Here is a 19,390-nt window from a genome sequence, read left to right as displayed (position 1 = left end):
GCGACTGGGCGGGCTGCACGGCGGACGCTGGGGCGGCAGCATAGTCGGTCACTGCCGGCGCAGCCAGGCCAGGACCTGCGGCTCCAGCCCGGGCGCGTCGCCCATGCCCAGATCGAGGCCGGCGCGGAAGCCGACATGACCCCCCGGGACCCACCGCGCGTGGACGTGGCTCGGGAGCTCGCGGAGGTGCGGCGCCACGGTGGCCGCGGGGACCATCGGGTCGCCGGTGGCCGCGACGATGAGGCTCGGGAGCGCGAGGGCGCGCAGCCGCGGGCCGGCGCTCTCGCTGGCGTAGTAGTCGTCGACGCTGCAGAAGCCGTGGCGCGGGACGACCGCGAGGCGGTCCCAGGCGCGGATGGTGGTGAGCGCCTGGATCGCCGGCATCGGCGTGGGCACGGGCTTGCGCGCGGCCACTGCGGCGTAGATCTCGCGCAGGCCGGCCAGCACGTGCGCGCGGTACACGGCGCCGCGCCCCTGATCGATCGCCGCGCACCCGGCGGCCAGGTCGAGCGGGGCGCACACGCTGGCGACCGCTCGCACCCGCGGGTCGGTCGGCGCCATCGCCCAGCGCAAGGTCATGTGTCCGCCGAGCGAGAAGCCGATCGCGTACACGCGGTCGTAGTCGGCGAGCGCAGGGCTGGCGAGCGCCGCGGTGAGGTCGTCGACCAGACCCGCGTGATAGAAGTCCTCGCCGCTGCGGTCGGCGCCGCGGAGCGACAGGCGCAGGCTGTCGAGCCCGACGGCCGCGGCCGCCCGCGCCGCCTTGATCACGTAGCTGCTGTCGATGGCCCCGCCGAGGCCGTGGACGAGGACCACCAGCTCGCGCGCGCCGGGCAGGCGGGCGAGGGCGCCGGTGAGGCGCACCGGGCCGACGCGCGGGTCGTGCAGGGTGGTCGACCACGGCGTCGCCGCCGGCGCCGCGTGGGGCAGCAGGCGATGACGCAGGTTGGGCCCGATCGTCCAGAGGTGTCCGAGCATCGCGCCCCGCCGCATAGCACGGGTGTATAGGAGGATCCACACGGCCTCGTGCGCAGCGCGTCGCAGGGGTGCGACCGCCGGTCGCCGCGCCGTTGACCGCCCCGGTCCCGGCGGCTAGCGTCGCGCCCGTGACAAGCCCTGACCGTTCTGCCCGGCCGTCGCGGTCGGAGTGGCGAGGCCCCAGCCTGCGCACCGTGATGATCGGCGTCTTCGCGCTCGGCGGCCTGATGACGTGGCAGATGCACCGCGCCTACGTCCACGGCGAGCGGGTGGTCCAGGCGGTGTTCCCGATCATGGAAGAGAAGGGCAAGTCGCTCGACGCCGAGGGCTGCATCGACGCCGTGATCGCGTGGCACAAGGAGTGCGACGCGACCGCGGTGATGTGCAACCACGGCGTCAAGCAGGCGATGTACCACTGCCTCAAGAGCCAGGACCGCAAGGAGGGCTGCGGCAAGCTGCCCGCCAGCGAGAGCATGGACGGCAAGTGGGTGTTCCTCACCTGCAAGGAGCGCGGCAGCCAGTGCAAGCGCACCAAGGACTGCGCGTGCGCCGACGCCTACCGCGCCTTCGACAGCTTCTGTCGCACCGCCGGGGAGGCGGTCCAGCTGTGAGCGGCGAACCGACGACCGGTCTTTCGGAGCATGTCCCTGCGGACAGCTCGCGCAAGCGCAAGCGCCACAGCCCGGCGCGCGACCTGTGGGAGCTGACCAAGCCCGGCGTGACCCGCATGTGCGCGCTGACGGCCGCCGGCGCCGCCTGGCTGGCGCTGCAGTCCGACGACGCGCCGTTCCCGGCCGAGACGCCGGCCGACGGCTGGTGCTCGCCGGGCTTCGCCGCCGGGTTCGCCGGCGTGGTCGGGGCCAGCCTCGCGGTCGCGGCCGCCAGCGCGTTCAACATGTGGCTCGAGCGGGCGCGGGACCCGCTGATGGCGCGCACCAAGGACCGCCCGCTGGCCGCGCGCCGCCTGTCCTCCGCGACAGGCCTCGGTTTCGCCGCCGCGCTGCTGCTCGGCTCGATCGTCACGCTCGCGCTGTTCACCAACCCGCTGACCCTGCTGCTCACGCTGTGGGCGACCGTCGGCTACGTGCTGGTGTACACGCCGCTCAAGTACCGCACCCCGCTGGCGCTGCTGATCGGCGCCTTCCCGGGGGCGGCGCCGCCGTTGCTCGGCTGGACCGCGGTGACCGGCCGGCTCGACCTCGGCGGCCTGGCGCTGTTCCTCATCCTGCTGGTGTGGCAGATGCCGCACTTCCTGGCGATCATGCTGTTCCGCCGCCAGGAGTACGCGCGGGCCGGCATCCGCTGCGTGTCGGTGGTCCGCGGCGAGTCGGCCGCGCGCGTGCAGGCGTTCTTGTGGTCGATCGTGCTGCTGCCGATCTCGGTCCTGCCGAGCGTGATCGGCCTCACCGGTCCGCTGTACTGCGCGGTCGCCCTGCTGCTCAGCCTCGGCTTCCTCGGCTGGGCCTGCACCGGCCTGGTCGCGTTCGGCGACCGCGCCAGCGAGCTGCGGTGGGCGCGGCGGTTCTTCTTCGCCTCGCTGATCTACCTCCCGGCGCTGATCGTCGCCCTCGTGCTCGACGTGGTGCTGCGATGAGCGACGGTCCCGAGCAACGCGAGCCCGAGCTGCCCGGCATGGTCGAGGGCGGCTGGTTGCGCCGCAAGTTCATGCAGTACCCGTGGCACTTCGCCACCGTGGTCGGCCTGGTGATCGTCACCGCCATGCGCCCGTGCACCCGGCACGTGCCCGATCCGCCGCCGGTGCTGTCGCAGCTGCCGGCGTTCGCGCTGGTCGACCAGGACGGCCAGCCGTTCACGCCCGAGTCGATGCGCGGCAAGGTCTGGGTGGCCGGCCTGATCTTCACCTCGTGCCCGAGCACGTGCCCGAAGATCTCGCGGGCCATGCTGAGCCTGCAGGAGCGCTACGCGCAGCACGGCATCGAGGGCGTCGACCTGGTCAGCTTCTCGGTCGACCCGGAGAACGACACGCCCGCGGTGCTCAAGACCTACGCCGGCCACCTCGGCGCCGACGAGACCCGCTGGCGCTTCGTCACCGGGCCGCTCGCGGCGATGGAGAAGCTGGTCGTCGGCGGCTTCGCCAGCGCGATGGACAAGAAGACCGGCCCGGCCGGCATGATCGACATCGCGCACACCACCAAGCTCGTGCTCATCGACGGCGACGGCAACATCCGCGGCTACTACGCCAGCGACGACGAGATGGGCCTCGACGAGGTGTTCCACCGCTCTCAGCACGTCCTCCGCGAGATGCGACAGCGGACCGGCGGGGGCTGCAACCGGACTCCGTGACGGTGTTCAATTCCGACTCATGACATTGAACATCAAATTCAATAGGGCGACTGCGGTCGCCCGATTGCCGGTCCGGCGATTCGCCCTCGCCGCGTCCTGCCTGTTGCTGGCCTGTGAAGCGGGCCCTCCGCCGTTCACCGAGGCGCAGGTGCTGGGCGGCGTCGAGGTCCCCGCCGAGACCCTCAATCACGGGCAGAAGCTCTTCAACCGCTACTGCGCCTCGTGTCACGGCTACGACGGCGGCGGCAAGGGCCCCGCGGCGCGCAACCTCGAGGCGCGAGACTTCCGCGCGGCGCACTTCCTTTATAAGTCGACACCGGGCGACGAGTTACCGACCGACGGCGACCTCGCCAATACCATCAAGCAGGGCAGGGTCGACAAGGGCATGCCTGCGTGGGGTGGTCTGCGCGACGACGACGTGCGCGCAGTGGTGAGTTACATCAAGACCTTCTCACCGCGTTGGCGCGAGGCACCAAAGGCCGACGCGCCCGCAGCGACGGCGCCGTGAGCGACGAATCGGCGCCCACCCGGTCCTGCGGCGCAGACACGTGCCGCGCTGCGTACGACCGCCTCGGCGGCGCTCGAGAGATCGCGTTGCGGGGCTCTTGTGCCTCCGCACATGTCGCCCGGCGGAGGCTCCGACCGGCGAATTGCGAACACCTGTACGCGTCGCAGCGTTGCGTGCTCGACCGGTCCGGAGTGAGGCAGGCGGTCGCACCGGTCGTCGGCGCCGAACCCGTCGATCACGATCCATACGGACCACCCGCGAAACTTGCGGGAGCATTCGACCCCGGGCCCGTTCACGACTGTTGCACTGGCGCCCGCGGTGCTGTTAGGGTGCGCCGCGAAACAAGGGTCCTGGTCGTTTCTCGCTGCTTTCATGTCGCGCCACGAACACGTCCCAGCACGGGGGGTCCCTGCGGCCTCCTTGGACCTTTTAAGAAGAGGGTGAACTGAAGTGCCGGCCATCTTTCCCCGCTGGACCAACAACATCCCGCTCGCCGTCGCTGTGCTCGGCCCCTTCGCGCTCGCCGGCCTCGTGGGCTTCGTCTGGTACTACTTCTCGCCGAAGTACACGGATGTCGGCTACCGCCCGATCCAGCCGGTGCCGTTCAGCCACAAGCTGCACGCGGGCGACATGGGCATGGACTGTCGCTACTGCCACAACACGGTCGAGCGCGCCGCGGTCGCGGCGGTGCCCCCGGCGGCGACCTGCATGAACTGCCACTCGCTGGTCAAGACCGACAGCCCGCGCCTCAAGCTCGTGCGCGACAGCGCCGAGACCGGTGAGACGATCCCGTGGGTGCGCGTCCACCAGCTGCCCGACTTTGCGTTCTTCGATCACCGGCCGCACCTCGCGGCGGGCGTCGGCTGCTCGTCCTGCCACGGTCGCATCGATCAGATGACGATCGTCGAGATGGCGCAGCCGCTGTCGATGGGTTGGTGCCTCGAGTGCCACCGCAACCCGGAGCCGAACCTCCGGCCCGTCGACCAGATCACCAACATGGCGTGGGACCCCGCCACCGACGGCAAGGCCTACGACGCCGCCAAGGATCCGAAGCGCAAGCGCGACGTGAACCCGCCGGAGCACTGCTCGGGGTGCCACCGCTAACCCGCCGCCAGACAGGTTTTTCGCATGACCAAGTCCACCGACAACCTCAAGGCATACTGGCGCAGCCTCGCGGATCACGACGGCACGCTGGCCCCGCAGCACGACGAGTTCCCGGGCCTCAAGGACGCGAGCGCGCTGGCCGGTGACGGCGGCGCGACCAGCTTCGTGCCGGCGACCTCGCTGGCGCGGCGCAAGTTCATGGGCCTGGTCGGCGCCTCGACGGCGCTGGCCTCGGCCGGGTGTATCCGCAAGCCGGTCGAGCACATCGTGCCGCTGAGCAAGCGGCCCGAGGACACCATCCCCGGCCAGGCGGTCTACTACGCCACCGCGTACCAGGTCGGCGGCACCGTGCAGGGTCTGCTGGTGGAGTCGCAGGACGGGCGCCCGACCAAGGTCGAGGGCAACCCGCGGCACAGCGGCTCGCTCGGCGCGACCGACTCGTGGGCCCAGGCCAGCGTCATGGGCCTGTACGACCCGGCGCGCTCGCGGAACCCGCTGAAGCGCAGCGGCGAGACGCAGGAAGCGGTCGACTGGGAGACCGTCACCGCGGAGCTCGGGGCCAAGTTCAAGGAGCTGCGCGGCAAGCAGGGTGAGGGGCTCGCGGTCGTGCTGCCGACGGTGCTGTCGCCGTCGCTGCGCGAGGCGCTCAAGACCTTCACCACCAACTTCCCCAAGGCCCGCCTGTTCGACGGCGACGTCGTCGGCTCGCGCAACGCCAACGCCGGCGCCGAGCTGCTGTGCGGCGCCGGCACGCGCTTCACCTACCACATCCAGGGCAAGGGCAGCGCGGGCGGCCAGATCACCGCCGCCGGCACGCGCGTCATCTTCTCGGCCGACAGCGACTTCCTGTGCGGCGAGCAGGACAGCGTCCGCCTGCAGCGCGAGTTCGCGGCCGGCCGCGAGGTCCACTCGCAGGCCGACGCCGCCAGCATGAACCGGCTCTACGTCGTCGAGCCGCACTTCAGCATCACCGGCGCCCAGGCCGACCACCGCCTGCGCATGCGCGCCAGCCAGGTCGGCGCGGTGCTCGTCGCCCTCGCGGGCGAGATCAAGGGCAGCAGCAAGGCCCCGAGCGGCGCCGAGGCGGTGCTCGACGCCCTGCCGGCGGTCACCCTCACCGACGCCGAGCAGAAGTTCGTCAAGGTCCTGGCCAAGGACCTGCTGGCGGCCAAGGACGCCCGCGACGCGCACAGCCTCGTGATCGTCGGCGAGCGTCAGCCCGCGTGGGCCCACGCGCTCGGCCTGCTGATCAACGTCATGCTCGGCAACGTCGGCAGCAGCGTCCGCCTGCGCCACGACGACACCGCGATCGCGCTCGAGCCGATCGGCGCGCTGCCGGGGTCGTTCCAGGCCGGCGTCGACACCGTCCTGGTGATCGACTGCAACCCGGCCTACGACGCCCCCGGCGACCTCGAGCTGGCCAGCAAGCTCAAGGCCGTCACCGTCATCCACCACGGCCAGTACAACGACGAGACCGGCAAGCTGGCCGCGTGGCACCTGCCGGCCACCACGTACTTCGAGGCGTGGGGCGACCTCGAGGCCGCCGACGCGACCATCTCGATCGTCCAGCCGCTGATCGCCCCGCTGCACAACAGCAAGAGCGCGCTCGAGCTGCTGTCCTGGATCGCCAGCGACGCCGAGGTCGACGGCTACAGCCTCGTTCAGGGTTACTGGAAGAAGGCGCTCGGCGCCATGTGGTCCGACAAGGTCTGGCGCCGCTGGCTGCACGACGGCGTCGCCCACGGCGTCCCGCGCTCCGGCCAGAACCCGATCCCGCGCGAGTACGCCAAGGTCGCCGAGGCGATCAAGGCCGCGGACTTCACGGCGAACAAGTTCGAGGTCAACTTCCACGTCGACCCCAAGGTCGCCGACGGTCGCTTCAGCAACATCGCGTGGCTGCAGGAGCTGCCGCACCCGATGACCAAGCTGACCTGGGACAACGCGGCCTACGTCAGCATCGCCACCGCGCGCAAGCTCGGCGTCGAGAACTGCGACCTCGTGACCGTGACCGTGGGCGGCAAGTCGGTCCAGATCCCGGTCTGGATCGCCCCGGGCCAGGCCGACGACACCGTCTCGCTCGCGCTCGGCTACGGCCGGCAGAACCTCGGCCGCGCCGCCGACGGCGCCGGCGTCGACGTGTACCCGCTGCAGTCCGCCGCCAACCCCTGGTTCCTCCAGGGCGGCGACGTGGCCAAGGCCGGCGGTCAGCGCAAGATCTACTCCACGCAGGACTGGGGCTCGCTGTCGCCGGCGATCGACACGGCGTCGACGCGCGACGACATGGACCCGAACCTGCTGAACCCGGGCCGCGGCTACCCCGAGCGCCCGATCGTGCGCGAGACCACCGTCGAGGACTTCAAGGCCAACGGCCGCGAGTTCGCCATCAAGGGCGACCTCATGAAGCCCGAGCAGCTGGTCTCGCTGTGGGACCACAACACCCACCCCGACTTCGGCGCGCCGGCGCTGGTCGGCAAGCAGCAGTGGGGCATGGTCATCGACCTCAACAAGTGCAACGGCTGCAGCGCCTGCGTCGTCGCCTGTCAGGCCGAGAACAACATCCCGGTGGTCGGCCGCTCGCAGGTGGCCAACGGCCGCGAGATGCACTGGATCCGCCTCGACCGCTACTACAGCGGCGCCAAGGAGGACCCGTCCGCGGTCGTCCAGCCGATGCTGTGCCAGCACTGCGAGACCGCCCCGTGCGAGAACGTGTGCCCGGTGGCCGCCACCGCGCACAGCCCCGAGGGCCTCAACGACATGGCCTACAACCGCTGCATCGGCACGCGGTACTGCGCCAACAACTGCCCGTACAAGGTCCGGCGCTTCAACTTCTTCAACTTCAACCGCGACCCGATGAACAGCGACGACGAGAAGTTGCTGTGGATGCAGAAGAACCCGGACGTCACGGTGCGCTTCCGCGGCGTCATCGAGAAGTGCTCGTACTGCGTCCAGCGCATCCAGGAGGCCAAGATCCAGGCCCACGTCGCGGGCGAGGACACCGTCAAGGACGGCGTCATCGTCGTCGCCTGCGAGCAGTCGTGCGCCTCCCAGGCGATCGTGTTCGGCGACGTCGCCGACCCGACCACCCGGGTCGCGCAGCTCCGCACCAACGTCCGTCACTACGGCGTCCTCACCGACCTCAACACGCGGCCGCGCACCACGTACCTCGGCCGGATCCGCAACCCCAACACCGAGCTCGCTCCGTCCGCTCCGGCGCCCGCCGCTGCTGCTCCGGCTGCTGCCCCGCACGCAGCCGCCGAGCACAAGGCCGACCACGCCCCGGCGCACTAAGCCCAGGTGACGCACATGGCTCAGTATCAAGACGAACTCGACCCGATCACCGGCCGCAAGGAACTCGTCGACGGTGACAACGTCACCTTCCACGACGTGACGGAGGCCGTCGCGCGGCCGATCGAGGTCCCCAGCAGCCGCTGGTGGATCGCGTTCATCCCGTCGGTGATGTTGCTCGGCGTGTACCTCATCTCGATCGCCTACCTGCTCTACATGGGCACCGGCATCTGGGGCCTCAACAACCCGGTGGCGTGGGGTTGGGCGATCGTCAACTTCGTGTTCTGGGTCGGCATCGGCCACGCCGGAACGCTGATCTCGGCGATCTTGTTCCTGTTCCGCCAGAAGTGGCGCACGTCGATCAACCGCGCCGCGGAGGCGATGACGATCTTCGCCGTCATCTGCGCGCTGCAGTTCCCGACGTTCCACACCGGCCGCCCGTGGTTCATCTACTGGCCGCTGCCGCTGCCGAACCAGATGGAGATGTGGCCGAACTTCCGCAGCCCGCTCCTCTGGGACGTGTTCGCGGTCTCGACCTACTTCACGGTCTCGCTGCTGTTCTGGTACGTGGGCCTGATCCCCGACCTGGCGACGATGCGCGACCGGGCCAAGACGCCGATCCGGCGCTTCGCCTACGGGCTGTTCGCGCTCGGCTGGCGCGGGTCCACGCGGCACTGGCTCAACTACGAGAAGGCCTACATGATCCTCGCCGGTCTGAGCACGCCGCTGGTGCTCTCCGTGCACACGATCGTGTCCTTCGACTTCGCCGTGTCGCAGCTGCCCGGCTGGCACACCACGATCTTCCCGCCCTACTTCGTCGCCGGCGCCATCTTCTCCGGCTTCGCGATGGTGTTGACGCTGCTGCTGCCGCTGCGGGCCTGGTTCAAGCTCGAGCACATCATCGGCATCAAGCACCTCGAGAACATGGCGAAGATCATCCTGCTGACGGGCACGATGGTCGGCTACGCGTACGGGATGGAGTTCTTCATCGCCTGGTACTCGGGCAACCCGTACGAGAGCTACGCGTTCCAGAACCGCCTGTTCGGCGACTACTGGTGGGCCTACTGGATCATGGTGAGCTGCAACGTCATCACCCCGCAGTTCTTCTGGATCAGGCGGATCCGGCGCTCGGTGGTGTGGCTGTTCATCCTCTCGATCTTCGTCAACATCGGCATGTGGTTCGAGCGCTTCGTCATCACGGTGACCTCGCTCCACCACGACTTCCTGCCCTCGAGCTGGGACTACTACTCGCCGACGGTGTGGGACGTGTCGACCCTGGTCGGCAGCTTCGGCCTCTTCTTCACCCTGTTCTGCCTGTTCGTCCGCTACTTGCCGACGGTCGCCATCGGCGAGGTCAAGAGCGTGATGTCGATTGCCAACCCGCACTACCACGGCGACGGCGGTTCGCACGGGGAGCACCACTGAGCCATGAGTAAGCCCCTCCTCAAGAAGAAGACCTACGGCTTGCTCGCCGAGTACGACTCGGCTCGGGCCATCTACCACGCGTGCGAGCAGGTCCGCGACGCGGGCTACAAGGTGTGGGACTCGCACACGCCGTTCGCGGTGCACAACCTCGACAAGGCCATGGGCCTCGGCCCGAGCGTGCTGCCGTGGATCGTGTTCGCCATGGGCATGACGGGCGCCTCGCTGGCCCTGCTGCTGCAGTGGTGGACCTCGACGGTCGACTACCCGATCGTCATCGCCGGCAAGCCGTACTTCAGCTGGCAGGCGTTCGTGCCGGTGACGTTTGAGCTCGGCGTGCTGTTCTCCGCCTTCGGCGCGGTGTTCGGCATGCTCGGGCTGAACCGGTTGCCCATGTGGTACCACTCGCTGTTCAACAGCGAGCGGTTCCTGCGCCACACGGACGACAAGTTCTTCATCGCCATCGAGGCGCGCGACCCCAAGTACGACCCGCAGAAGACCCGCGAGCTGCTCGAGCGCACCGGCGCTCTGCACATCGAGGAGGTCGAGGACTGACATGGCACGCAAACTCCTTCCCAGCCCCTTCGGGTCTGTTTCGGCCATCGCCCTCGGCTGCGCCCTCGTCGGCGCCGCCGGCTGTCAGGGCAACCGGTCCGAGCTGCCGCCGGTCCACCTCATCCAGAACATGGACTTCCAGCAGCGCTTCGACGCTCAGGAGGTCAACGAGTTCTTCCACGGCGTCGACTGCAAGAACGCCCACAACAAGCACCTGTGCGAGGGCAGGGCGGCGCGCCTGCCGATGGCCGGCACCGTGGCCGTCGGGCAGCTGCACGACGACGACGAGCTGTACCGCGGCCGCGGCCCCGACAGCCGCCTGCTCGACCGCCTCCCGGCGGCGATCAAGCTCAGCACCGAGCTGATGGCCCGCGGCGAGGAGCGCTACAACATCTACTGCCAGCCCTGCCACGACTACACGGGCGGCGGCCAGGGCGTCGCCACCCTGCGCGGCGGCGGCTTCAGCGTCGCGCCGAAGAACCTCAACGACCCGCAGATCCGGGCCATGCCGCTCGGCCACTTCTTCGACGTCATCACCAACGGCAAGGGCACCATGCAGTCCTACGCGGCCCAGATCCCGGTGCAAGACCGCTGGGCGATCGCCGTGTGGGTCCGCACGCTGCAGGTCGCGCGCACGCCCGAGGAGGCCAAGTAGCCATGAGCCACGCTCACGACAAGCCGTTCGTTCTCCCGGCGGACCAGATCCACATCCCCGCCGGTTCGATGTGGCGCAAGATGCCGATCATCGGCCTGCTGCTCGGCGCGGCCAGCCTCGGCGGCGCCTGGGCGACCAGCGCCGGCGACAGCCACGCGTTCTGGTACGCGTACCTGGTCGGCTACATGGTGTTCCTGGCGTTTGCCCTGGGCGGTCTGTTCTTCACGATCGTCCAGCACCTGGTCCGCGCCGGCTGGTCGATCGCGGTCCGCCGGATCGCCGAGAACGCGATGATCACCCTGCCGGTGCTGTGTCTGCTCGGCCTGCCGATCATCTTCCTCGGCGCCCACGACCTGTACCACTGGACCGACGTCGCCGCCGTCGAGCACGACTTCATGCTCAACGCGAAGAAGGCCTACCTCAACGAGGGCTTCTTCCGCATCCGCATGTTCGTCTACTTCGGCATCTGGACCGTGCTGTCGCTGTTCTTCTACGGCAAGAGCACCGGCTCCGACGGCAACCCCGAGGCCGGCCTGCGCGCCGCCCACTCGATGCGGTTCTGGGCCGCGCCGGCGCTGCTGCTGTTCGCGCTGTCGCTGAGCTTCGCGGCGTTCGACCTGCTGATGTCGCTCGACCCGCACTGGTTCTCGACCATGTTCGGCGTCTACTACTTCGCCGGCAGCGCCCTCAGCGAGTTCGCCCTGATCACGCTGACGGTCATCCTGCTGCACAAGTCGGGCTACCTGCGCGGCGTGGTGACGACCGAGCACTACCACGACCTCGGCAAGTTCCTGTTCGGCTTCACGGTGTTCTACACGTACATCGCGTTCAGCCAGTACTTCCTGATCTGGTACGCGAACATCCCGGAAGAGACGATGTGGTTCGGTTACCGCATCGCCGACGACTTCCTGCCGCTGACCTTCCTGCTGGTCGTCGGTCGCTTCTTCATCCCGTTCTTCTTCCTGCTGCGCCGCGGGGTCAAGCGCAACGCGTTCACGCTGACGCTGGCCGCGGTGTGGATCCTGTTCATGCAGGTGGTCGACATGTTCTGGCTGATCCAGCCGGTGCGTTCGCACCACCACGCGCTGGAGAGCGGTGACCACGTGATGCACATGCACATCGGCCCGGTCGACATCCTCGCGCTGCTGGGCGTGGCCGGCGTGTTCATCGCCGCCTTCACCTGGGCGCTCGGCCGCAAGGCTCTGGTGCCCACCGGCGACCCGCGGATCGAGGAGTCGGTCCGGTTCGAGAACTTCTGAGCGGAGCGGAGGCAGTCATGACCGAGCATCACAACGATTCGCACGGCGCCCACGGCGGCCACGGACACGGTGGCGGCCACGAGCTCGACGCGCCGCCGACCCGCGAGCTGTTCAACATCGTCTGGGGCCTGGGCGCGCTGACGCTGCTGTCGCTGATCACCTGCGTGCAGCTGTTCAACGACCAGGCGCGCGACCTCAACGCCGAGCGCGGCAAAGAGGGCTCCGCGCTGCTGGCCGAGTACCGCAAGGGCATGGAGACGCGGACCCGCGGCCAGGGCGAGGACACCCTGACCGACGCGACCGGCAAGGTCGTGGCCCGCTACAGCTACATCCCGCTGGCCTCGGCTCGCGACCTCATCCTCGCCAAGCCGGAGAAGCTCGGCGCCTTCGCGCCGCCGCCGGGGTGGATCCACCCTGACGACGTCGCCACGGGCGGGCAGAAGGCCGCCGCGCCGACGCCGACCCCGGCCGCGCCGGAGGGCACGCCGCCCGCCGACGGGACCGCGCCTGCGGTGCCGACCGAGGGCGCTGCTGCCCCGGCCGAGGGCGCCGCTGCCCCGGCCGAGGGTGCCGCTGCGCCCGCTGGCACGCCGACCGACGCCGCCAAGCCGGCCGACGCCGCCGCGAAGCCGGCCGAGGGCACCCCGCCGGCCGCTCTGCCGCCGGGCACCAAGGACGAGGCCATGCCGGTCAACGCCGACAAGGGTCAGTCCGAGAGCACCAAGCCGGTCCCGGGCGGCACGCCCGAGCCGGTCGGCGCCAAGAGCAACCCGTCCGCGCCCGCGCCCGCTCCTGCGCACTGAAGTCGTTCGTCATGTCTTGCCGGATCCCCGCAGCCTGTCTCTCCGCCGCGCTGGCCTTTGGGTCAGCCGCGGCCGTGCGCGCCGCTCCCGGCGACGTGCGGCCGGCGGGCAGCAACCAGGCGCTGGCGCCGGCGATGACTGCGATCGACGTCGACGAGCACCTCGGGCTCGACGTCGATCGCGGCCTGAGCTTCGTCGACCACACCGGCAAGCGCGTCACCCTCGGTGACTACCTCGACGGCAAGCGGCCGGTGCTGGTGACGATGAACTACTTCCGCTGTCCGGTGCTGTGCAACGTGCAGCTCAACGAGCTGACGGACGCGCTGGCCAAGCTCGACTGGACGGCGGGGGACGAGCACTTCCGGGTGCTCACCGTCAGCATCGACCCGCGCGAGACGCCGGAGGTGGCCGGGCCGAAGCGGCAGAACCACCTCAACTCGCTGGGGCGGGGCGACGACGTCGACTGGGCGTTCCTCACCGGCGACGCCCTGAACATCCGCCTGCTCGCGGCCCAGCTCGGGATTTCGTACACGTACGACCCGGAGCAGGACCAGTACGCGCATCCGGCGGTGATCGCGTTCCTGTCCCCCGAGGGCAAGATCGCCCGCTACGTCTACGGCCTGTCGTACAACCCCAGCGACCTGAAGTTCGGCCTCATCGAGGCCAGCGAGGGTCGGGTGGGCACCACCATCGACCGGCTCATCCTCAGTTGCTTTCACTACGATGCGACCCTCGGTCGCTACGGCCCGTTTGCGTTCGGTCTCATGCGCATCGCGGGCGCCGTGACTGTGTTATTGATCGGAACAGCCCTGCTCGTGTACTGGCGGCGTGAACGCCGGGCCACGGCCTGACAGGGACCTGCGGAGGTAAACCCGTGCTCTTCTCGCTCTTGATCGCCCCTGCCGCCGCGGAAGCCGCGTTGCCGCCCTCGAACCCGGGCACGCCGCCGATGTCGGACTCCCCGTGGAGCCTCCTGCCGGCGGCTTCGGCCAACGCCGAGGCGCTCGACACGCTCTACATCTTCTTCTGGATCCTCTGCGGCATCGCCTTCGTCGGCATGATCGGGGTCCAGGCGTACTTCATGTGGAAGTACAAGAAGCCCGCCGAGGGCCACGCCAAGACCTCGCCGCTGACCCACAACGGCAAGCTCGAGTTCATCTGGAGCGCGATCCCGACGTTCTTCTTCGTGATCTTGTTCGCCTGGGGCGAGATCGAGTTCATGAAGCAGGCGACGCCGCCGCCGGACGCGATGGACGTGCGGGTCACCGGCCAGAAGTGGTCGTGGACGATCGAGTACCCCGAGGTGAAGGGCTGCTCGCTGACCAACGACCTCTACGTCCCGGTCGGCAAGCCGATGCGCCTGACGATGACCTCGGTCGACGTCATCCACTCGTTCTACCTGCCGGCGTTCCGCCTGAAGAAGGACGTGGTGCCGGGCCGCTACACGGTGCTCTGGTTCGAGGCGACCAAGCCGGGCCTCTACCCGCTGATGTGCACCGAGTACTGCGGTGACGAGCACTCGAGCATGGTCGGCCGCGTGCACGTCGTGGCGGCCGAGGAGTACGACGCCGTCCTGGCCAAGGCCTGCGAGCTCAAGCAGGGCGACACCGAGTCGGCCGAGGACTTCGGCGCCCGCGTCGTCGTCCGCGGCGGCTGCGCCAGCTGCCACACCACCGACGGCACGGTGAAGACCGGTCCGAGCTTCAAGGGTCTGTTCGGCAGGACCGAGACCCTGGCTGACGGCAGCACCGTGACCATCGACGAGAACTACATCCGCGAGTCGATCCTCGAGCCCAACGCGAAGATCGTGTCCGGCTTCAGCCCGCAGATGCCCAGCTTCGCCGGGCGCTTCGACGACAAGCAGATCGCCGCGCTCATCGCCTACATCAAGGCCCAGAAGTAACGCTTCGCCCGCGGCACCCACGGAGTCTCCCATGTCCAGTGCTGTCCAGTCGCACGACCCACACCCCGCCGTCGAGCCGAGCTACCTGGTGTCGAAGCGGGGCCTGATGTCCTGGCTCGTCACCGTCGACCACAAGCGGCTCGGCCTGATGTACCTGGCCTCGGTGATGTTCTTCTTCCTGATCGCCGGCATCCTGGCGATCATCCTGCGCACCGAGCTGTTCACGCCGGACCAGGACTTCATGAGCGCCCAGACCTATAACCAGGTCTTCACGCTGCACGGCGCGATCATGGTGTTCCTGTTCATCATCCCGAGCGTGCCGGCGGCGCTGGGGAACTTCTTGCTGCCGCTGATGCTCGGCGCCAAGGACGTGGCGTTCCCGCGGCTCAATCTGTTGAGCTTCTACGTCTACTCGGCGGGCGCGGTGTTCCTGATCGCCGCCATCTTGACGAGCGGTCTCGACACGGGCTGGACGTTCTACACGCCGTACTCGACGAGTACAGGGACGGCGGTGATCACCGCGACGACCGGGGTGTTCATCGCCGGCTTCTCGTCGATCCTCACCGGCCTGAACTTCGTCGTCACCGTGCACAAGATGCGCGCGCCGGGCATGAACTGGAACCGGATGCCGCTGTTCGTGTGGGCGATCTACTCGACCGCGGTCATCCAGGTGCTGGCGACGCCGGTGCTGGCGATCACGCTGCTGCTGCTCATCATCGAGCGGTCGCTCGGGATCGGCATCTTCGACCCGGCGATGGGCGGCGACCCGGTGCTGTTCCAGCACTTCTTCTGGTTCTACAGCCACCCGGCCGTCTACATCATGATCCTCCCGGGCTTCGGCATCATCTCCGAGCTCGTCACGGTCCACAGCCGCAAGCACATCTTCGGCTACAAGGCCATCGCGCTGTCCTCGGTCGCCATCGCCGTCATCTCGTTCGTCGTGTGGGGCCACCACCTGTTCGTCTCGGGTCAGTCCGAGCTGGCGGGCGTGCTGTTCAGCTTCCTGACCTTCGCCGTCGGCGTGCCGACCGCGATCAAGACCTTCAGCTGGGTGGCGACGCTCTACAAGGGCAGCATCCAGTACAACACGGCCTGCTGGTACGGCATGGCGTTCCTGTGGACCTTCACGGTCGGCGGCCTGACCGGCCTGCCGCTGTCGACCCTGGCGATCGACGTGCACCTCCACGACACCTACTTCGTGGTCGCGCACTTCCACTACGTCATGGTCGGCGGCACCGTCGTCGCCTTCATCGGCGGCCTCCACCACTGGTGGCCGAAGATGACCGGCAAGATGTTCAACGAGACGGCCGGCAAGATCGGCTGCCTCCTGGTGTTCATCGGCTTCAACGTCACCTTCATGACCCAGTTCTTCCTGGGCCACCAGGGCATGCCGCGGCGCTACTACGCCTACCTGCCCGAGTACCAGGTGATGCACCAGGTCTCGACCATCGGCTCGTACATCCTCGCGGTCGGCCTGCTGTGGACCCTCATCTACCTGGTCCACTCGCTGTTCAAGGGCGAGAAGGCCCCGTCGAACCCGTGGGGCGCCGTGAGCCTCGAGTGGCAGACCCAGAGCCCGCCGATCGAGCACAACTTCCACGAGACGCCGCACATCCACGGCAGCCCCTACGACTTCCCCGAGATCGACAAGTCGGGCGCGGGCGGTCACCACTGATTTCTTTGACGCGAGTTCCACGGGGTACGCAGCCATGAGCAACGAACACGCCCACGCGCCCGCCCACGACGACGACGAGCACAACCCGCACCTGGCCCACCACTTCGACACGATGGGCCAGCAGACGGCCTCGGCGAAGCTCGGGATGTGGCTCTTCCTGGCCACCGAGATCCTGATGTTCTCGGGCCTGTTCCTCGCCTACTTCATCCTCCGGATGTTCTACCCGGAGATGGTGCTCGAGGCGCACGAGCACCTCAGCAAGTGGGCCGGCGGCATCAACACGGTGGTCCTGCTGACCTCGTCGTACACCATGGCCCTCGGGGTCCGCTCGATCCAGCTCGGCGACGTCAAGAAGCTGCGCCTGATGCTCGTGCTGACCATCCTGTGCGGCTGCATCTTCATGGTGGTCAAGTACTTCGAGTACAGCGCCAAGTTCCAGCACGGCATGCTGCCGGGCAAGTACTACACGGCGCACCTCCACGGCTACGAGATCGACGGGCTGCCGCACATCTTCTTCGGCGTCTACTTCATGATGACCGGCCTCCACGGCATCCACGTGGCGATCGGCCTCGCCATCATGTTGTGGATGTTCGTCCGCGCCGGTCGCGGCGAGTTCGGCGCCAAGAACTACGTGGCCATCGAGAACACCGGCCTGTACTGGCACCTCGTCGACCTGATCTGGATCTTCCTCTTCCCGCTCCTCTACCTGGTCAAGTGACCCTCGCCCGGAGTTGATTGTCATGGCAAAGGTCTTCCTCAACGGTCAACCGGTCGAGCACCCGCACGAGGTCCACGAGCACATCTCCCCGATGAGCACGTACAACGCCGTCATCGGCGCCCTGTTCGTCCTCACCGGCCTGACGTTCGCGGTCTCGTTCGCCGACCTCGGCCCCGCCAGCCTCACGGTGGCGATGGTCGTCGCTTTCATCAAGGCGTCGCTGGTCGTCGCCTACTTCATGCACCTGAAGTACGACGACAAGTACCACCTGTTCGTCTTCCTCGGCACGATCATCTTCGTCGGCATCTTCTTCGGCTTCACGATGTTCGACCTCAAGAGCCGTGACGCCCTCAACGACGAGCAGGAGACGTTCGTCCGCTGGAAGGAGCAGCAGAACGCCGGCAAGGGCCTCGTCGTCGGCGTCGACAACGTGCCCGAGCGGCGCGCCAAGGTCCTCGCCGACATCGAAGCCCACGGCGGCGGTCACGGCGGCGGCGACCACGGCGGCGAGCACAAGGCCGACGCCAAGGCCGAGCACAAGGCCGCTGCGCACTGAGAGTGATCACGAGCTCGCTCGCGTCCCGCGCGAGACGAGGCGAATCCGGCCACGAGCCGCCCGAGACGGGGCAGCTTCGTGGCCGGGCCCGCTTTCGGGCCCCGGCGGGCGCTGCTCGCGCCTGTGGTAACATAAGGTGACGCAGCAGGTTGTTCGCGCATGACCCTGGTTCAACTCCGCACCGCGCGGCCGCCGTCCGCGGTCGGGGGGCCTCCGCTGTCGGAGGGGCCGCTGGTCGACCCGCAGGCGCGACGCGTCCGCTACTTGCGAGTGTCGCTGACCGACCGGTGCAACTACCGCTGCACCTACTGCATGCCCGAGGAGGGCATCGACCGGCTCGCGCGCGCCGACCTGCTCACGCTCGAGGAGGTCGCGACGATCGTGCAGGTGTTCGCCGGCCTCGGGGTCGAGCGCGTGCGCCTCACCGGCGGTGAGCCGACGGTCCGCCGCGGCCTGGTCGAGCTGGTCGAGTCGCTGGCCGCGATCCCGATCGACGTCGTCCTCACCACCAACGGCGCGCGCCTCGCCGAGATGGCCGCGCCGCTGCGCCGCGCCGGCCTGCGCGGCCTCACGGTCAGCCTCGACAGCCTCGACGCCGAGCGCTTCGCAGCCATCACCCGCCGCGGCGTGCTGGCCGAGGTGCTCGCGGGCCTCGACGCCGCGCAGGGCGCCGGCTTCGAGAGCGTCAAGATCAACACCGTGGCGATCCGCGGCTTCAACGACCACGAGCTCGGTGAGCTCGCGCTGTGGGCGTGGGAGCGGGGCTTCGTGCCACGCTTCATCGAGGTCATGCCGATGTCGGGCGGCCGCCTGTACGTGCCCGGCGAGCTGATGCCGGCTGCCGAGATCCGCGAACGGATCGCCGTCGCGGCCATGGCGCCGCTCGTGAGCGACAGCGGCGAGGGCGTGCGCGGCCTCGGCCCTGCGACCTATTGGCGCGTCGCCTCGGGCCCTCACGCAGGCCGCCGCGTCGGCGTCATCGCCCCCATGACCGAGAACTTCTGCGCCTCGTGCAACCGCCTGCGGCTGTCGGCCGCAGGCACGCTCCACAATTGTCTCGCCCGCGACGACGCCGGCGATCTACGCTCGGTCCTGCGATCCGCCGGCCCGGTCGCCCTCGCGGCGCGCGTACGCGCGATCCTGGGGTCCAAGCAGTCGGGCCACACTTTCGCCCTGGATGGCCACGGAGGCCCGGACAAGGCGATGATCAGCATCGGAGGCTAACCCCGTCATGGCGCTCCCCGTCTCGTCCAAGGTCTTCATCAGTCTCTTCGTCGGCGGCGCGGTGTTCTACCTCGTCAGCACCAGCAGCGGCGAGGGCGTGCTCGACTACATCTTCGTCGACAAGGTCGTCGACAACCCGGCGATGTACAGCGGCCGCATGATCAAGGTCCACGGCACCGTGGTGCCCGGCACCGTCCGGCAGAAGAAGGGCGAGGCCGGCGACTACACCTTCGACATCGAGCGCGACGGCCGGCGCATGCCGGTCCACTTCACCAGCATGGTGCCCGACACCTTCGCCGAGGGCGGCGAGGTCATCCTCACCGGCGAGCTGCAGGACGGCCGCTTCGAGTCGGAGGAGATGGCCGCCAAGTGCCCGTCGAAGTACGAGGAGCGGCCCTCGGCCGACCCGAGCAAGAACGGTCGCTGATCTGTCCCAAGGAG

General features: G+C 68.8%; 19 protein-coding genes. 18 read left to right on the top strand and 1 reads right to left on the bottom strand.

The features are described from left to right. Positions 1–48 precede the first annotated feature (48 nt). The gene (locus tag O0S08_RS39180) at positions 49–978 is read right to left on the bottom strand and encodes an alpha/beta fold hydrolase (protein WP_269034592.1); all 930 of its coding nucleotides are present in this window, start codon (positions 976–978) and stop codon (positions 49–51) included. A gap of 197 nt (positions 979–1,175) precedes the next feature. On the opposite strand from O0S08_RS39180, the gene O0S08_RS39175 reads away from it, so the two are divergent. The 18 genes from O0S08_RS39175 to O0S08_RS39090 all read left to right on the top strand — a co-directional run bounded on the left by O0S08_RS39175 (position 1,176) and on the right by O0S08_RS39090 (position 19,376). Further along, complete coding sequence (locus O0S08_RS39175; RefSeq protein WP_269034591.1) at positions 1,176–1,589, top strand: hypothetical protein; 414 nt, start codon at positions 1,176–1,178, stop codon at positions 1,587–1,589. After that, a complete protein-coding gene (gene cyoE / locus O0S08_RS39170) occupies positions 1,586–2,572 on the top strand; it encodes a heme o synthase (protein ID WP_269034590.1) in 987 nt (328 codons plus the stop codon). Before O0S08_RS39175 ends, cyoE begins: the two co-directional genes overlap by 4 nt. Continuing rightward, positions 2,569–3,282, top strand: coding sequence for an SCO family protein (locus O0S08_RS39165; RefSeq protein WP_269034589.1), 714 nt, complete (start codon positions 2,569–2,571; stop codon positions 3,280–3,282). The genes cyoE and O0S08_RS39165 overlap by 4 nt, the downstream gene beginning before the upstream one ends. Before the next feature lie 19 nt (positions 3,283–3,301). After that, complete coding sequence (locus tag O0S08_RS39160) at positions 3,302–3,790, top strand: c-type cytochrome (RefSeq protein ID WP_269034588.1); 489 nt, start codon at positions 3,302–3,304, stop codon at positions 3,788–3,790. Between the two features lie 450 nt (positions 3,791–4,240). Further along, positions 4,241–4,894 carry a cytochrome c3 family protein gene (locus tag O0S08_RS39155; RefSeq protein ID WP_269034587.1) on the top strand — a complete coding sequence of 218 codons (654 nt, stop codon included), beginning with the start codon at positions 4,241–4,243 and terminating at the stop codon, positions 4,892–4,894. Between the two features lie 24 nt (positions 4,895–4,918). Next, positions 4,919–8,182 (top strand): 4Fe-4S dicluster domain-containing protein, encoded by a 3,264-nt coding sequence (locus tag O0S08_RS39150; protein WP_269034586.1) that lies wholly within the window; start codon positions 4,919–4,921, stop codon positions 8,180–8,182. 15 nt (positions 8,183–8,197) lie between these two features. Then, complete coding sequence (gene nrfD, locus O0S08_RS39145; RefSeq protein ID WP_269034585.1) at positions 8,198–9,604, top strand: NrfD/PsrC family molybdoenzyme membrane anchor subunit; 1,407 nt, start codon at positions 8,198–8,200, stop codon at positions 9,602–9,604. Between the two features lie 3 nt (positions 9,605–9,607). Continuing rightward, positions 9,608–10,156, top strand: coding sequence for a DUF3341 domain-containing protein (locus O0S08_RS39140; RefSeq protein ID WP_269034584.1), 549 nt, complete (start codon positions 9,608–9,610; stop codon positions 10,154–10,156). Position 10,157: 1 nt separating this feature from the next. Then, positions 10,158–10,811: a c-type cytochrome gene (locus tag O0S08_RS39135; protein ID WP_269034583.1), complete on the top strand. Its 654-nt coding sequence runs from the start codon at positions 10,158–10,160 to the stop codon at positions 10,809–10,811. A gap of 2 nt (positions 10,812–10,813) precedes the next feature. Beyond that, on the top strand, positions 10,814–12,070 hold the full coding sequence (locus O0S08_RS39130; protein ID WP_269034582.1) for a hypothetical protein: 1,257 nt from the start codon (positions 10,814–10,816) through the stop codon (positions 12,068–12,070). A 17-nt stretch (positions 12,071–12,087) separates the two neighbouring features. Beyond that, positions 12,088–12,873 (top strand): hypothetical protein, encoded by a 786-nt coding sequence (locus O0S08_RS39125; protein WP_269034581.1) that lies wholly within the window; start codon positions 12,088–12,090, stop codon positions 12,871–12,873. 11 nt (positions 12,874–12,884) lie between these two features. Further along, positions 12,885–13,724, top strand: coding sequence for an SCO family protein (locus O0S08_RS39120; RefSeq protein WP_269034580.1), 840 nt, complete (start codon positions 12,885–12,887; stop codon positions 13,722–13,724). Between the two features lie 23 nt (positions 13,725–13,747). After that, positions 13,748–14,776 carry a cytochrome c oxidase subunit II gene (gene coxB / locus O0S08_RS39115; protein WP_269034579.1) on the top strand — a complete coding sequence of 343 codons (1,029 nt, stop codon included), beginning with the start codon at positions 13,748–13,750 and terminating at the stop codon, positions 14,774–14,776. A gap of 31 nt (positions 14,777–14,807) precedes the next feature. After that, a complete protein-coding gene (ctaD, locus tag O0S08_RS39110) occupies positions 14,808–16,451 on the top strand; it encodes a cytochrome c oxidase subunit I (RefSeq protein WP_269034578.1) in 1,644 nt (547 codons plus the stop codon). Positions 16,452–16,485: 34 nt separating this feature from the next. After that, entirely contained in the window at positions 16,486–17,169 is a 684-nt protein-coding gene (locus tag O0S08_RS39105) for a cytochrome c oxidase subunit 3 family protein (protein ID WP_269034577.1), read from the top strand. A 22-nt stretch (positions 17,170–17,191) separates the two neighbouring features. Continuing rightward, positions 17,192–17,725, top strand: coding sequence for a cytochrome C oxidase subunit IV family protein (locus tag O0S08_RS39100; protein WP_269034576.1), 534 nt, complete (start codon positions 17,192–17,194; stop codon positions 17,723–17,725). 159 nt (positions 17,726–17,884) lie between these two features. Continuing rightward, positions 17,885–18,949 (top strand): GTP 3',8-cyclase MoaA, encoded by a 1,065-nt coding sequence (moaA, locus tag O0S08_RS39095; protein ID WP_269034575.1) that lies wholly within the window; start codon positions 17,885–17,887, stop codon positions 18,947–18,949. 7 nt (positions 18,950–18,956) lie between these two features. After that, on the top strand, positions 18,957–19,376 hold the full coding sequence (locus tag O0S08_RS39090; RefSeq protein WP_269034574.1) for a cytochrome c maturation protein CcmE domain-containing protein: 420 nt from the start codon (positions 18,957–18,959) through the stop codon (positions 19,374–19,376). Positions 19,377–19,390: the final 14 nt, after the last annotated feature.

It is taken from the genome of Nannocystis punicea (genome assembly GCF_026965555.1).
GTDB classification, from domain to species: Bacteria; Myxococcota_A; Polyangia; order Nannocystales; family Nannocystaceae; genus Nannocystis; species Nannocystis punicea.
Note: the sequence above shows the minus strand (reverse complement) of the source record. Positions and strands in the feature narration are given on the sequence as shown.